The 13,498-nt window shown below is 75.4% G+C and carries 13 protein-coding genes; 9 read left to right on the top strand and 4 right to left on the bottom strand.

Going from position 1 to position 13,498, the window contains the following annotated elements; all coding sequences use genetic code 11:
• The first annotated feature begins 42 nt into the window (after positions 1–42).
• From BUE45_RS27310 to BUE45_RS27280, 7 genes are all read left to right on the top strand, one after another.
• Entirely contained in the window at positions 43–801 is a 759-nt protein-coding gene (locus tag BUE45_RS27310; protein ID WP_073383632.1) for an HpcH/HpaI aldolase family protein, read from the top strand.
• Positions 801–1,598, top strand: a complete 798-nt coding sequence (locus tag BUE45_RS27305) for a carbon-nitrogen hydrolase family protein (RefSeq protein ID WP_073383629.1) — start codon at positions 801–803, stop codon at positions 1,596–1,598. Before BUE45_RS27310 ends, BUE45_RS27305 begins: the two co-directional genes overlap by 1 nt.
• A gap of 4 nt (positions 1,599–1,602) precedes the next feature.
• The gene (locus BUE45_RS27300) at positions 1,603–2,718 is read left to right on the top strand and encodes a C4-dicarboxylate TRAP transporter substrate-binding protein (protein WP_073383626.1); all 1,116 of its coding nucleotides are present in this window, start codon (positions 1,603–1,605) and stop codon (positions 2,716–2,718) included.
• Positions 2,715–3,332 (top strand): TRAP transporter small permease, encoded by a 618-nt coding sequence (locus BUE45_RS27295; protein WP_073383623.1) that lies wholly within the window; start codon positions 2,715–2,717, stop codon positions 3,330–3,332. The genes BUE45_RS27300 and BUE45_RS27295 overlap by 4 nt, the downstream gene beginning before the upstream one ends.
• On the top strand, positions 3,329–4,741 hold the full coding sequence (locus BUE45_RS27290) for a TRAP transporter large permease (protein ID WP_073383621.1): 1,413 nt from the start codon (positions 3,329–3,331) through the stop codon (positions 4,739–4,741). The genes BUE45_RS27295 and BUE45_RS27290 overlap by 4 nt, the downstream gene beginning before the upstream one ends.
• A 33-nt stretch (positions 4,742–4,774) precedes the next feature.
• Entirely contained in the window at positions 4,775–5,422 is a 648-nt protein-coding gene (locus BUE45_RS27285) for an RraA family protein (protein WP_073383618.1), read from the top strand.
• Positions 5,423–5,600: 178 nt separating this feature from the next.
• A complete protein-coding gene (locus BUE45_RS27280; protein WP_073383616.1) occupies positions 5,601–6,236 on the top strand; it encodes a histidine phosphatase family protein in 636 nt (211 codons plus the stop codon).
• Positions 6,237–6,319: 83 nt separating this feature from the next.
• Here BUE45_RS27280 and aroQ read toward each other — a convergent pair whose 3' ends face one another.
• Positions 6,320–6,793 carry a type II 3-dehydroquinate dehydratase gene (gene aroQ, locus BUE45_RS27275; protein ID WP_073383613.1) on the bottom strand — a complete coding sequence of 158 codons (474 nt, stop codon included), beginning with the start codon at positions 6,791–6,793 and terminating at the stop codon, positions 6,320–6,322.
• 415 nt (positions 6,794–7,208) lie between these two features.
• On the opposite strand from aroQ, the gene BUE45_RS27270 reads away from it, so the two are divergent.
• Positions 7,209–9,026 (top strand): acyl-CoA dehydrogenase, encoded by a 1,818-nt coding sequence (locus BUE45_RS27270; RefSeq protein WP_073383611.1) that lies wholly within the window; start codon positions 7,209–7,211, stop codon positions 9,024–9,026.
• 21 nt (positions 9,027–9,047) lie between these two features.
• On the opposite strand, the gene BUE45_RS27265 is transcribed toward BUE45_RS27270, so the two are convergent.
• On the bottom strand, positions 9,048–10,448 hold the full coding sequence (locus BUE45_RS27265) for an MFS transporter (RefSeq protein WP_245833492.1): 1,401 nt from the start codon (positions 10,446–10,448) through the stop codon (positions 9,048–9,050).
• A 1,417-nt stretch (positions 10,449–11,865) separates the two neighbouring features.
• Here BUE45_RS27265 and BUE45_RS27260 point away from each other — a divergent pair.
• Positions 11,866–12,249, top strand: coding sequence for a hypothetical protein (locus tag BUE45_RS27260; protein WP_073383608.1), 384 nt, complete (start codon positions 11,866–11,868; stop codon positions 12,247–12,249).
• Positions 12,250–12,346: 97 nt separating this feature from the next.
• On the opposite strand, the gene BUE45_RS27255 is transcribed toward BUE45_RS27260, so the two are convergent.
• The gene (locus BUE45_RS27255; RefSeq protein ID WP_073383606.1) at positions 12,347–12,703 is read right to left on the bottom strand and encodes a hypothetical protein; all 357 of its coding nucleotides are present in this window, start codon (positions 12,701–12,703) and stop codon (positions 12,347–12,349) included.
• Complete coding sequence (locus tag BUE45_RS27250; RefSeq protein ID WP_073383602.1) at positions 12,700–13,470, bottom strand: MerR family transcriptional regulator; 771 nt, start codon at positions 13,468–13,470, stop codon at positions 12,700–12,702. The genes BUE45_RS27255 and BUE45_RS27250 overlap by 4 nt, the downstream gene beginning before the upstream one ends.
• Between the last annotated feature and the right edge of the window lie 28 nt (positions 13,471–13,498).

Genomic DNA, 13,498 nt, shown 5'->3' with positions numbered 1-13,498 from the left:
ATGTTTTCATGCTGTGGATCACAACTTTTCGCAAGGAGCCCTATGAGTGAGCTGGGAGAGAAGCGGCACGCCGTCTGGTTGACGGAGCCCTCGACCGCGGCCGTGGAGATGGCCCACCTGGCCGGATTCGGAACCGTCGTCCTCGACATCGAGCACGGACTGTTCGACCTCGCCGCCCTGGACTCCCTCATCCCGTTCATCCGGGCCAAGGGCATGGACGTCATCGCCAAGGTCCTGGGGCCCGAGCGCGGGCCCATCCAGCAGGCCCTGGACTTCGGGGCGAACGCCGTCGCGATCCCCCACGTGGAGTCCGTGGAGCACGCCGCGCAGGTCTGCGGCTACGCCAAGTTCCCCCCGCTCGGGGACCGCTCCTTCGCAGGTGGGCGCACGTCCGGCTACCGTGGTTTCACCGACGAGTGGGTGACGCGGCAGGACCGGGGGACGCGCTGCTACCCGATGATCGAGGACGCCTCGGCGTTCGCCGACATCGAGGCCATCCTGGGGCTGCCCGTCGTCGACGGCATCTTCATCGGCCCCTCGGACCTGTCCCTGCGCCGCGACCGGGGCGCCTACGGCGTCACCGAGGCCGACCTGGACGACCTGCGCCACCTGGCCCGCGCCGCCCGCGCCGCCGGCAAGCCCTGGGTGCTCCCCGCCTGGAGCCCCGCGGAACAGCGCCTGGCCGTGGAGGAGGGGGCCGCGACCATCGTGACCACCATGCAGTACGGCGCCATGTTCGCCGGATTCACCGGGGCGATCGACGCCCTGCGCACCATCGAGAACGATCTGAGGAACCGTTGATGACCCTGAACGTCGCCGTCGCCCAGTTCGCCCCCACCGAGGACAAGGCCGCCAACCTGGCCGAGATCGAGCGCCTCCTGCGCGAGGCCGCCGGCCGCGGCGCGCGCCTGGTCGTCCTCCCCGAGTACGCGGTGTTCACCGCCCCGGCCATGGACGACCGGTTCGTCGACGCCGCCGAGACCCTGGACGGGCCCACCGTGGCCCGCCTGCGGGAGCTGACCGCCGAACTCGGCGTGTTCGCCGTCGCCGGGATCAACGAGACCGCGGAGAACGGGCGCATCCACAACACCCTGGTCGGCCTGGGCGAGGGGGAGGTCCGCGCGGTCTACCGCAAGGTGCACCTCTACGACGCCTTCGGCTACAAGGAGTCCGACCGCGTCATCGCGGCCGACCCGGCCGCGCCCCAGCTGCTGGAGGTCGACGGGTTCACGGTGGGCATGCAGACCTGCTACGACCTGCGCTTCCCCGAGACCACCCGGGTCCTGGTGGACGCCGGGGCGGACGTCGTCGCGCTGCCCGCCGAGTGGGTCCCCGGCCCGCTCAAGGAGTACCACTGGAACACGCTGCTGCGCGCCCGGGCGATCGAGAACACCGTCTACGTGCTCGCCGCCGACCAGAGCGGGCCGACCGGCTCGGGCAACAGCGCCGTCGTCGACCCGATGGGCATCGCCCTGGCCTCGCTCGGCGAGGCCCCGGGCGTGGGGACGGCCGTCCTGGAGCGGGCGCGGCTGGACGCGGTCCGCAGGGCCAACCCCGCCCTGACGCTGCGGCGCTACCGCGTGGCACCAGCGGAGTAGCGCCATGAAGGCATTCGGATCCCACACCCCGAACAGGTCCCGGCGGCGCCTCCAGGCGGCCGCCGCCGGGGCCGCCCTGGCGCTCACCGCGACCGCGTGCTCGGGCGCCGCGGGTGCCGACGGCACCTACGTCCTGCACTACACGACGTACTCCAACTCCACCTCCGACCAGTCCCGCGCCATCCAGCGGTGGGCCGAGGAGGTCGAGGAGGCCACCGACGGCGGCGTCACCGTCCGGTTCCACTACTCGCAGAGCCTGGTGGGCGCGGACGAGTCGGTCCAGGCCACCCTGGACGGCCGCGCCGACATGGCCCAGGTCGGCTCCATCTACGCCGCCTCGGACCTGTCGATGTTCACCGTCATCGAGCTGCCCTTCGAGACCAAGAACCCGGAGGTGCAGATGACCGCCATCGAGCGCCTCTACGAGGAGAACGAGGTCTACCGCGAGGACTTCGACCGCCAGGGCGTGCGCCTGCTGTTCCCGCTGCCGCTGGGCATCGCCGCGGTCGGGCTCCAGCAGGAGGCCCGCGACCTGGACGACCTGCGCGGGCGCAGCGTCCGGGCGGGCGGCCTGACCTCGGAGGTCATGCTGGCCGCGGGCGCCAACCCGGTGGCCATGACGGCCAACGACATCTACGAGTCCATGTCCCGCGGCGTGGTGGACGGCTACACCTCGCTGGCCATCGCCAACCTGCCGACCTTCGGCCTGTCGACGACCACCCCGTACGTGCTCGACCCGGGCATCGGGGCGTACTCGTCCTCGATCGTGGTCGTCAACGAGGAGCTCTTCCAGGGCATGCCGCAGGAGTACCGCGACGCCCTCACCGAGGTCTCCGCGCGGGGGATCTCCTTCGGCCTGGAGGAGATGGACGCGCTGGGCGAGACCTCCTGCACCGAGCTCAGGGAGTCCGGCGCGGAGTTCGCCTCGCTGCCCGAGGACCAGGTGTCGGAGCTGCGCGAGGAGGTGGACGCCGCCGAGTCGTGGGTGGCGCGCTACGAGGAGCGCGGCTACGACGCCCGGTCGGTCCTGGACGACTACCGGCGGATCATCGCCGAGGAGTCGGAGTCCTCCGACTACGCCGACCCGCTGGTCGCCTGCATGGGAGGTGGGGACGCATGACCCGGTTCCGCCCGACGCGGCCCCTGGCGTCCGCGTCCACCGTGTTCAGCCTGGCCGCGGGCCTGCTGCTGCTGGTCCTGATGCTGCTGACCGTGGCCGACGTGGTGAGCCGCAACGTCCAGGGCCGATCGATCCTGGGCACCGTGGACATCTCCACCCTGCTCCTGGTGGCGGTCGCCTTCCTGGGGCTGTCCTCCGCCGAGCTCGACGGCCGCCACGTCGCGGTGAGCCTCATCGAGGAGCGCCTGGGGCACCGCACCCGCACGGTGCTGTCCGCGGTGCGCGCGGTGCTGCTGGTGGTCGTCGGCGCCCTCATGGTCTGGGGGCTGGGCGAGGTGCTGTTCAGCGCCGTCGACCGCAGCGAGACCACCAACGACATCCTGCGCCTGCCCACCTGGCCGGCCAAGCTCGTCCTCTTCCTGTCGTTCCTGCTGTTCTTCGTGGCCGCGGTCGGCCGCGAGGCCGCACGGCTGCGCGCCCGCCTGGCCGGACGCGAGCCCGACGACGGTCCCGCCGCCGCCACCGAGGCGGTCGTCATCGACGCGGGCGCACCGGACACCGCCCCGGAACCGGTGTCCCCGGCCGCGGCCCACCACGGGGAGGTCCCGCGATGACCGGAGGAACGATCCTCATCCTGGTGGCGGTGTTCGCCGTCTTCCTGGGGCTGCTCGCCATCAGGTTCCACGTCGGGCTCTCCCTGATGCTCGCGGGCCTGCTCGGCGTCGTGCTCATGCGCAGCACGGGCGCCGCGGTCAGCACGGCGGCCAACCAGCCGTACTCCACGGCGGCCGACTACTCGCTGACCATCATCCCGCTGTTCATCCTCATGGGCGTGTTCGCCGTGCACGCCCGGCTCGCCCAGGCCGGGTTCGACCTGGCCTCGCGGGTGCTGCGCCGCCTGCCGGGCGGCACCGCGCTGGCGTCGCTGTCCGGATCGGGGCTGTTCGCCGCGGTCACGGGCTCCAGCGTCGCCACGGTGGCCACCATGGCGCGGGTGTCCACGGACGCCATCGTCAGGGCCGGGCACGGGCTGCGCCTGGCCGCGGGCGTGGTCTGCGCGGGCGGCACGCTGGGCGTGCTGATCCCGCCGTCCATCGTGCTCGTGCTGTACGGCGTGGTCACCGAGGAGAACATCGGGCAGCTGCTGCTGGCCGGCATCGGCCCGGGCCTGCTGACGATCCTCGTCTACGCGGTCACCATCGTGCTGCTGGTGGTCCTGGGCGACCGCCGCAGGGCGGCCCGGGAGCGGGAGCGCGAGAAGGTCGGCGCCGCGGCGGCGGGCTCCGCGGGGACCCCCGCGGCACCCGGCGGCGACCCGGCCCCGGAGGCGGCGCGGGACCCCGCGGGCAACCGCCCCCCGCCCCTGGACCTGGTCGGCTTCGGCTTCCTGGTGGTCATCTTCGCGGTGTCCATCGGCACGATCTACCTGGGCGTGGCCACCGCCACCGAGGCGGCGTCCTTCGGCGCGGTGTCGGCTCTGGTCATCCTGCTCATCCGCACCCGCCCGCCGCGGTGGATGCGCGTGGTCAGGGACTCCGTGGCCGAGGCCGTGGGGATGACCGCCATGACGTTCCTGCTCATGGTCGGCGCCGGGGTGTTCACGTACTTCCTGGCCCTGTCCGGGGCGAGCACCGCGGTCGTCAACGCCGTCCTGTCCGCCGACCTCAACGCGTACGTGGTGCTGGTGCTGTGCCTGCTGGTGCTGCTGCCGCTGGGCATGTTCCTCGACGGGATCTCGATGATCCTCATCGCGGGGCCGCTGCTGCACCCGATCCTGGTCGGCTACGGGTTCGACGGCATCTGGCTGGGCGTGCTCATCGTGAAGGTGGCCGAGATGGCGCTCATCACGCCGCCGGTCGGCATGAACGCCTTCGTCTACTCCGGCGCCGTGCCCGAGGCCGGGCTGGGTCGGATCTTCCGCGGCATCGTGCCGTTCATCATCGCCGACTTCGTCGTCGTGGCCATCCTCATCCTGGTCCCCGAGATCACCACCTTCATCCCCTACCTCTCCAGCGCGCAGTAGAGCCGCGCCCCACCGACCGGAAAGGACCTCCCCGTGTTCACCGTGAACGAGATGCCGGGCCAGATCGACGGGTCCCTCGTCGACGAGCTGTCCCCGACGTGCGTCTCCACCCTGGGCCACCTGCGCGACCACGGCTTCGCCCTGGGACTGACGCCCAACCGCCGACCGCTGAAGTTCGTCGGCACGGCCGTCACCGTGCGCATCCCGCACCTGGACTCCACCGCCGTCCACATGGCCGCCGACATGCTGCGCCCCGGCGACGTGCTCGTCGTCGACCAGTCCGGCGACCTCCAGCGGTCGTGCTTCGGCGGCCTGGTGTCCTACACCGCCAAGGCGCGCGGCGCGGTCGGCGCGGTCATCGACGGCTCGGTCAACGACCACGACGAGACCCTCGCCTACGACCTGCCCGTGCTCTCCCGCGGCTTCAGCCCGCTGACCACGCGGATCGCCGGGATCGAGGGCGCGATCAACGTCCCCGTGAGCATCGCGGGCGCGGTCGTGCGCCCGGGCGACGTGGTGTTCGCCGACTCCGACGGCGTGGCGTTCCTGGCGCCCGAGGAGGCGGTGGGCCTGGGCGCCCTGCTCAAGGCCAAGGAGGACGCCGAGATCCCGGCCCGCGCGTCCATCGCCGCGGGGGGCTCGATCGCCGAGTTCTCCGGGGCGGCCGCGTACCGTCCCTGACGGGGACCCCGAACGGCGGGGCCGGGGAGCGTCGGCGCTCCCCGGCCCCGTCCGCGTGCTCGGCGGGGGTGGGGCGTGTGCGCGGCGAGGGCGGGGCGTGTGCGCCGCGGGTCGGCGCACCGCCGGTGCGGCGGGGGCGGGACGCGGGCCCGGCGGGGCCCGCTCGTACCCTGGGGCGATGCCGAGCATCTACCTCATCCGCCACGGCAAGGCATCGCCGGAGGCGCGGGACTACGACGAGTTGAGCCCCACCGGGCACGAGCAGGCACGGCTGCTGGGCGCCGAGCTGGCGCGCCGCGGGCTGCGCCCCGCGGCCGTGCTGTCGGGGTCGCTGCGCAGGCAGCGCCAGACGGCGCGGACCGCGCTGGCCGGGGCCGGGATCGACGCCGCGCCGGTGGTCGACGAGCGCTGGAACGAGTACGGGCACCTGGAGCTGCTGGCCCGCTCCCCCGCCGCCGCGGGCACCCTCCAGGAGCGGCTGGACGCCGGGCTGTCGGCGTGGATCGGCGCCGGCGGCGCGGGGCCGGGCAGCTGGGAGGGGTTCCGCGGCGGGGTGCTGGCCGCGCTGGAGGAGACGGCGGCCGGGCTGGGCCGGGGCGAGTCGGCGCTGGTGTTCACCTCGGCGGGGGTGGTCGCGACGGTGGCGGCGGCGCTGCTGCGAGCCCCGGAGCACGGGTTCCTGGAGCTGAACCGGATCGTGGTGAACGGGTCGCTCACCAAGGTGGTGCACGGGCGCGGCGGCACCCGGCTGCTGTCGTTCAACGACCACGCGCACCTGGAGCGGGACGGGGAGGCGCTCACGACCTTCCGCTGAGCCCGGTGCGCCGCGCGCCCGTGCGCCCGGGCGAGACCGACCGGTCGGTACCCCCCGGGGGGCACGGGCGCGCGGCGGGAGCGTCAGCCCAGGGCGCCGCGCTCGGCCGCCCGGTGCAGGACCGCGCGCAGGGCCAACTCGTAGCCGAACACGCCGCACCCGGCGACGTACCCGGCGGCCACCGGGGCGGTGACGGAGGTGTGCCGGAACTCCTCGCGGGCGTACACGTTGGAGATGTGCACCTCCACCACGGGGGCCTCGATGGCGTCGACGGCGTCGCGCAGCGCGATGCTGTAGTGGGCGTAGGCGCCGGGGTTCATGACCACGCCGGCCCAGCCGCGGGCGGCGTGCAGGCGGTCGACCATCTCGCCCTCGCCGTTGCTCTGCGCGCAGACCACCTCCACCCCCAGCTCCTTGCCGAGTTCGGCCGCGCGGGCCTCGATCTCGACCAGGGTGGTGGTCCCGTACTGGGCGGGGTCGCGGGTGCCGAGCAGGTTGATGTTGGGGCCGTTGAGCAGCAGGACGGTGCGGGAGGGGTCGGCGGCGGGAGTGGACACGGCGCTCCTTGTCGTGGGCGTGCGGCGGTCGGACGTGCACGCCCAGCCTAGGGCGTGCGCCGCCGCCCGCCGGGGGCCGCGGCACCCTCCCCGGCCGGGGTCAGGGGGAGCCGGGACCCGGCAACGGCCACGGCTGCGGGCACGCACCCGCGCAAAGGTCGCAGCACTCCGCAATACGTGCCCCCGAGGCCATCGGCCGTCCGCGGAGACGGCGGGCCGCCGACGGGCCGCCCCGCGGACAGGGGTACCCAGGCGGCCGGGAGCGCCGGGCCCCTCCCCCGGGCCGGACGCGTCCGCCGGCGGCGCACGGGCGGGCCGCCGCAACGGCCGCCCGGCCGGGCCCCGGGCCCCCGGGACGCCGCCCGCACGGGTACCATACCGACCAGTCGGTCCATCACTCCGAGGAGGCGACCCCGTGGCGTCCACCCTGCTGTCCGCCCGCGACCTGCGATTCCTGCTCTACGACTGGCTCGACGCCGAGTCCCTCACCCGGCGCCCCTCCTACGCCGACCACTCCCGCGAGACGTTCGACGGCGCCCTCGACCTGGCCGAACGCGTCGCCACCGACCACTTCGCCCCGCACAACAAGGCCAACGACACCGACGAGCCCCGGTTCGACGGCGAGCGCGTCCACGTCATCCCCCAGGTCGGGAAGGCCCTGGAGGTCCTGGCCGAGACCGGCCTCAACGCGGCCGGGCTGCCCGCCTCCGTCGGCGGCGGGCAGCTCCCCCACGTCGTCGCCGGGGCGTGCAACGCCTGGTTCCAGGCCGCCAACCCGGGCTCCGCCGCCTACCCCTTCCTCACCGTCGGCAACGCCCGGCTGCTGCTCGCCCACGGCACCCCAGAGCAGGTGGACACCTACGTGCGGCCCATGGTGGAGGGCCGGTTCACCGGCACCATGTGCCTGTCCGAGCCCCAGGCGGGCAGCTCCCTGGCCGACATCACCACCCGGGCGCAGGACGCCGGGGACGGCACGTACCGGCTGTTCGGCAACAAGATGTGGATCTCGGCGGGCGACCACGAGCTCACCGAGAACATCGTCCACCTGGTGCTGGCCAAGATCCCCGGCGGCCCGGCCGGGGTCAAGGGCATCTCGCTGTTCATCGTGCCCAAGCACCTGGTGAACGCCGACGGTTCACTCGGCGAGCGCAACGACGTCGTGCCCGCCGGCCTCAACCACAAGATGGGCTACCGCGGCACCGCCAACGCCCTGCTCAACTTCGGCGAGGGGCGGCACACCCCCGGCGGGCGGCCCGGCGCCGTCGGGTACCTGGTCGGGGAGCCCCACCAGGGGCTGCGGTACATGTTCCACATGATGAACGGCGCCCGGATCGGGGTCGGCTCGGGCGCCGCCGCCCTCGGCTACACCGGGTACCTGAAGTCGCTGGCCTACGCCCGCGAGCGGCTCCAGGGCCGCGCGCTCGGCGACAAGGACCCCTCGCGCCCGCCGGTGCCCATCGTCGAGCACACCGACGTGCGGCGGATGCTGCTGGCGCAGAAGAGCTACGCGGAGGGGGCGCTGGCGCTGGTCCTGTACTGCGCCCGGCTGGTCGACGAGGCCGAGACCGCGCCGGACGCGGCGGCGCGCGAGCGCGCCGACGCACTGCTGGACGTGCTCACCCCCGTCGCCAAGAGCTGGCCCTCGCAGTGGTGCCTGGAGGCCAACAGCCTGGCGATCCAGGTGCACGGCGGGTACGGGTACACGCGCGAGTACGACGTGGAGCAGCACTACCGGGACAACCGGCTCAACGCGATCCACGAGGGCACGCACGGCATCCAGGCGCTGGACCTGCTGGGGCGCAAGGCGGTCCGGGGCGGCGGGGCCGGGCTGGCGCTGCTGCTGGAGACGGCGGGGGCCACCTCGGCGCGGGCCCGCGCGCGCGGCGGGGCCGAGGCGGAGTTCGCCGACCTGCTGGACGCCGCGCTGGACCGGGTGGCCCGGACCGCCGCGGCGGCCTGGGCCGGCGGCGACCCCGCGGAGGCGCTGGCCAACGCCACCCCCTACCTGGAGGCGGTCGGGCACGTGGTGGTGGCCTGGATGTGGCTGGAGCAGCTGGTCGCCCTCGGAGACGCGGGGGACGCGCGGGACGCCGGGGACGCGGCGTTCCGCGCCGGCAAGCGGGCGGCGGCGGCCTACTTCTTCCGCCACGAGCTGCCGCGCACCGGTCCGCAGTTCGACCTGGTGGCCTCCCGCGACCGCACGGTGCTGGACACCCCGCCCGACGTCCTCTGAGGCGGGGCCGGGCACGGGCGCTCACCCCCGGTCCCCCGCCGCAGCGGGGGGCCGGGCCGGGGAGCCGGCGGGGGCCAGCGCCGCGCCCAGCAGCGCGACCGCCCCCAGGGCGAGGAACACCGGCCCGTAGCCGCCCACCGCCCCGGCGGCCAGCGCGCACACCCCCGGAGCCAGGGCGGCGGCGAGCGCCAGCGGGGTGTGCATGATGCTGGTGAGCGTGGTGTAGTGCTCCGGGCCCCACCGGTCCGCGACCGCCGTGGCCTGCACCAGGGTGAGCAGGCCGCGCCCCGCGCCCACCGCGAGCGCCGCGGCGAACAGCGCGGCGGGGGCCGCGCCCCCCAGCGCCAGCGCCGCGGTGAGCAGGGCGCCGGCCGCGCAGACCACCAGCACCGCCACCGCCCGCGCACCGGGCCCGGTGCGGCGCTCCCAGGGCGCGTACACGAGGCGGCCCAGCACCTGCCCGATCCCGGTGGCGCCCAGGATCCAGGCCGCCTCCGCGGTGCCGAACCCCTGCTCGCTCAGGAAGGGGACGAGGTCGACGACCACCGCGTGCACGGTGAACGCCCCCAGGGCCAGGGCCGTGGTCAGCGCCCAGAACGCCCGCCCGGCCACCACTCCGCGCACGGCCCGGCGGCCGGACTCGGGGTCGCCGTGCGGCGTCCACCGGGCGCGCAGCGCCCACAGGTGCAGGGGCGCCACGACCAGCGCCAGGACGGCCGCCAGCACCAGGAAGGCGCCGCGCCAGCCCAGGTGGGCCTCCAACAGGACCGCGAGCGGGGCGAACACCGTCCCGGCGAACCCCCCGGCCAGGGTCAGGGCGGTGACCGCGCGCACGCGCGCCGAGCGGTACCAGTGGGTGAGGGCGGCGAACGCGGGCGGGTAGAAGAGCCCGGCCGCGGCGAGCCCGGCCACCTGCCAGGCCGCCGCGAACGCCCACAGCGACGGGGCGAGGGCGCCGGCGGCCAGCGCGGCCGCGGCCAGCACGGCGGCCGCGGTCATCACCGGACGGGGGCCGCGCAGGCGCAGCCACCGGCCGACGAGCGGTGCGGCCAGGGCCGCCAGCACCTGGGAGCCGGAGAAGACGGCGGCCAGGGCGATGGGCGACCAGTCCGCATCGGCGGAGACCGCGGGGACCAGGACGGGGAAGGCGTAGAACAGGACGCCCTGGCTGACGGTGACGGTGACGCACAGGGCGGGCAGCGCCCGGTGCGCCCCCGGGACCGGCCCCGGCCCCGTGGCGCCGGGCCCGGCGCCGCGCCGGAACCACCGGTGCGCCCACCGCCGCGGACGGGGTTCGGCCCCCGCGCGGCGCGGGACGGCGGCGGTGCCGGGGTCGGGAGTGGCGGCGTCCGCCCGCGCGTCCCCGTCCAGGCCGGACGGGGACGGGCCCTGCCCGGTCCCGGGAGAGAGGTCCGCGTCCACCGACCCCCGTTCGCCGGCGGGGGTCCCCGTCGGCCGGAGGCCCGCGGCGGCGATGTGTGCGGCCGACCGCGCGTCCGCTCCCCCGTCCCGGCCGACGGCGGTCTCCCCCGGGCCCGGCGCATCGGGGAGGGTCCCGGCGCGGCTCGGCACCGCGGCGTCGGCGGGGTCCGCTCCGTGCGTCCGGCCGGGCCCGGCCGGGCCGTCACCGGGTGGGCCGTCACCGGGTGGGCGGGCGGCCTGCCCGGCGCCGGGGCGGGCCTGCTCGTCCACGGACCGCCGGGGTCCGAGGACCGATCCGGTGCGGCGCGGGGCCGTGCGGCGCGGCCGTGCGGGCGTGCGCGGGCGGGCGCGGCCGGCCGGGGGCGCCGCCCCGGCGGGGACCCGGGGGTCGGAGGGTGTGCGGGGCGGGGGGACGGAGGGGTGCGGCGGGGGATCGGCCGGTACGGTCACTGCGTTCCACTCTTTCCGGTGGTCGGGGCGGCGCGGGACGCCGTCCGGGGTCGCCGAAGCACCGCCGGGCGCTGTGCGGGGGCGCGCGGCGGTGGGACGCGGCCGGAGTCGGGCGGCGCGTCGGAGAGGGGACCGTGCGGGCGGGCGCGACCGGTCCCCGGGGATCACCGCCCGGGGCGGTGCGGGGACGGGCGCCGGTGCGCGCGGAGCGGGGAGCGCGCCGACCGGCGTCCGGTCCGGTCAGGAACCGGAGGATCGGCCCGCGGCGGCGGGCGGGCGCCGGAGCGCGGGTCTTCTCACCGGGCGGGCACGGGAGAGGAGGGCGAACGGAGCGGGGGCGGGGGTCCGTCGGGTCTGCAAGGGTCTCCTGTCGGAACGTTCCGGGGGGATCCGGATACGGAGCGTGACGTTGTGTGTTCCCTACCCCGAACACCGCGGTCTCCATTCATCTCCCGTCCACTTTGCCTTCACCTGGAATTCCAGGTCGCGCACGCGAAGGGACCCGGACCACCCCCGGACCGGGGCGCACAGGACGCCCGCCCGGGGCCCGGCCGACCCGGTTCGGGAACCCCCGGGAGGCCGCCGGGACGAACACGCCCCCGGGCCGCCGGCGGGGGCCGCGTCCCGGGCCGGGAACCGCGACCCGGACCCGGCGCACCCGGAGACGAGTCCGGTGCGCCCACGCCCCGACCGCCGAAACCGTCACCTTCGGTGACCACACGATCGGGTCGGCGTCACGGCGGAGCGGCGGCGAACCCCGCGGGGGCCGATGGGCCCTAACACCGCACCGGGAACAAAGACACGCAAACACAACCCAGAAAGCGACGATCAACACACAAATTCAGTAATAAACCACAGAAAAAACCTAGGAGTCACTCTGAGTTTGTGGTTGAGTGCGAACCGCCCTCACTCCAAGGGGTCGGCCCCTGCCCCCGGCCGGACACTCACCGTCATCACGAGGAGTCACATGACCATCTCCGTCTCCCGCGGCAAAGCCTTCGCCCTGGCCCTGGCCGCGGCCCTGGCCCTGGCCTTCGGGATCACGGTCGGCACGGCCTCCCCCGCCGCCGCGGCCGGGACCTTCCGGCTGTGCAACGTCTCCTCCGACTACTCGGCCCAGGCCACCTTCGCCAACTCGGGCGGCTTCTCGACGCGCGTGGTCCAGCCCGGCCAGTGCACCTCGGTCGGCCTCGGCTCGGGGACCGTCCGGTACAGCGTGACGATCAAGGGCAACTGGGCCAACTCCCCGTCCAAGACCACCACGCAGTACAGCATCCCGTCCGGCCGCAGCGCCGACTTCCACGCGGGCGGCACCTTCGCCTCCCCCCAGTACACCCCGCTGGTCTACTGACGCACCGCGGGTTCCCCGGATCCGCACCCGGCCCCCGCGGAGTGTTCCGCGGGGGCCGGGTGCGCCCGTTCCGGGCCGGCGGCACCGGACGGGGCGCTCAGGCGGGGCGCAGGCGGCCCGGCTCGGGGACCTCCAGCACGAAGACGTGCCCCAGGTCGGCCTCCTCGTAGCCGTGGTCGGCGTTGGCCACCCGCATCCGGTCAGGGCCCACCTCGACGATCCGCACGGTGACCGGCTCGGCCCGCCCGGGCAGCTCCAGCAGCCAGGGGTCGGCCAGGTAGGCGAGCCCGCGGGCGTCCAGGACGGCGCGGGCGCCGTCCTCGTCGGCGGGCTCGCCGGCCGGGTGCCCGAACGGCGTCATCGGGGTGCGGGCCCCCTCCCCCGCCGGGGCGAGGTAGCCCAGGACCTCGCCGTCCTGCGCACGGCGGTGCGGAATCCAGTCGGCGGGGATCACGTCCGGTCCCCGCGGACGTCCAGGCGCTCCAGGGCGTAGGCGGCCATGGCCTCGCACTGGTAGTCGGCCAGGCCCGGCGCGACCGCCTCGTGGACCTCGCGCCAGGCCCCCTCCTCGGCGTACACCCGCCCCAGGTGGGCGAACGCGTCGGCGTCGGGCGTCCACATACGGGTGATCCGCAGGTAGTGCTCGTGCACCTCCGCCTGCACGAGGGGGTCGGTGACCGGCCGCCCCGCGGCCAGGTGGGCGGCCATCCGCCCCAGCTGGGCGGCCTGCTCGGCGCGCTCGGCGTCCCAGTCGGCCGGGGTGCGGCCCTCGGCGGCGCGGGCCGCCTGGGCCCACTCGTCCGGCCACTGCGTGCGGGCGCGGTCGGTGTAGGCGGCGGTGTCGAACCCGGCGAACAGCGTCCCGGGGTCGAGGTCTCCCATGGTCCCCTCCTCCTCCAGTGCGGCCAGGGTGCGGCGCACGGTGGTGACGAGGGTGTCGACGCGGTCGCGCTCGGCCAGCAGGTCGCGCAGGTGGACGCGCAGCGCCCCGGCCGGGTCGCGGTCGGCGTCGAGCACGGCGGCGATGTCGGCCAGGGCCAGCCCCAGCCCGCGCATCAGCAGGATGCGCTGGAGCCGCAGCAGCTCGGCCGGGCCGTAGTGGCGCACCCCGCCGGGTCCCACCGCGGAGGGCCTCAGCAGCCCGATGCGGTGGTAGTGCCGCAGGGTGCGCGAGCTGACGCCCGTCATCCGGCACACCTGCCCGGTCGGCCAGGACGGCATCGGCACTCCCCTCGTCGGACCGGTCCCT

The organism is Nocardiopsis flavescens (assembly GCF_900141985.1).
GTDB lineage: Bacteria > Actinomycetota > Actinomycetes > Streptosporangiales > Streptosporangiaceae > Nocardiopsis > Nocardiopsis flavescens.
The sequence above is the reverse complement of the archived record's forward strand: the minus strand, read 5'-3'. Positions and strand labels throughout refer to the sequence as shown.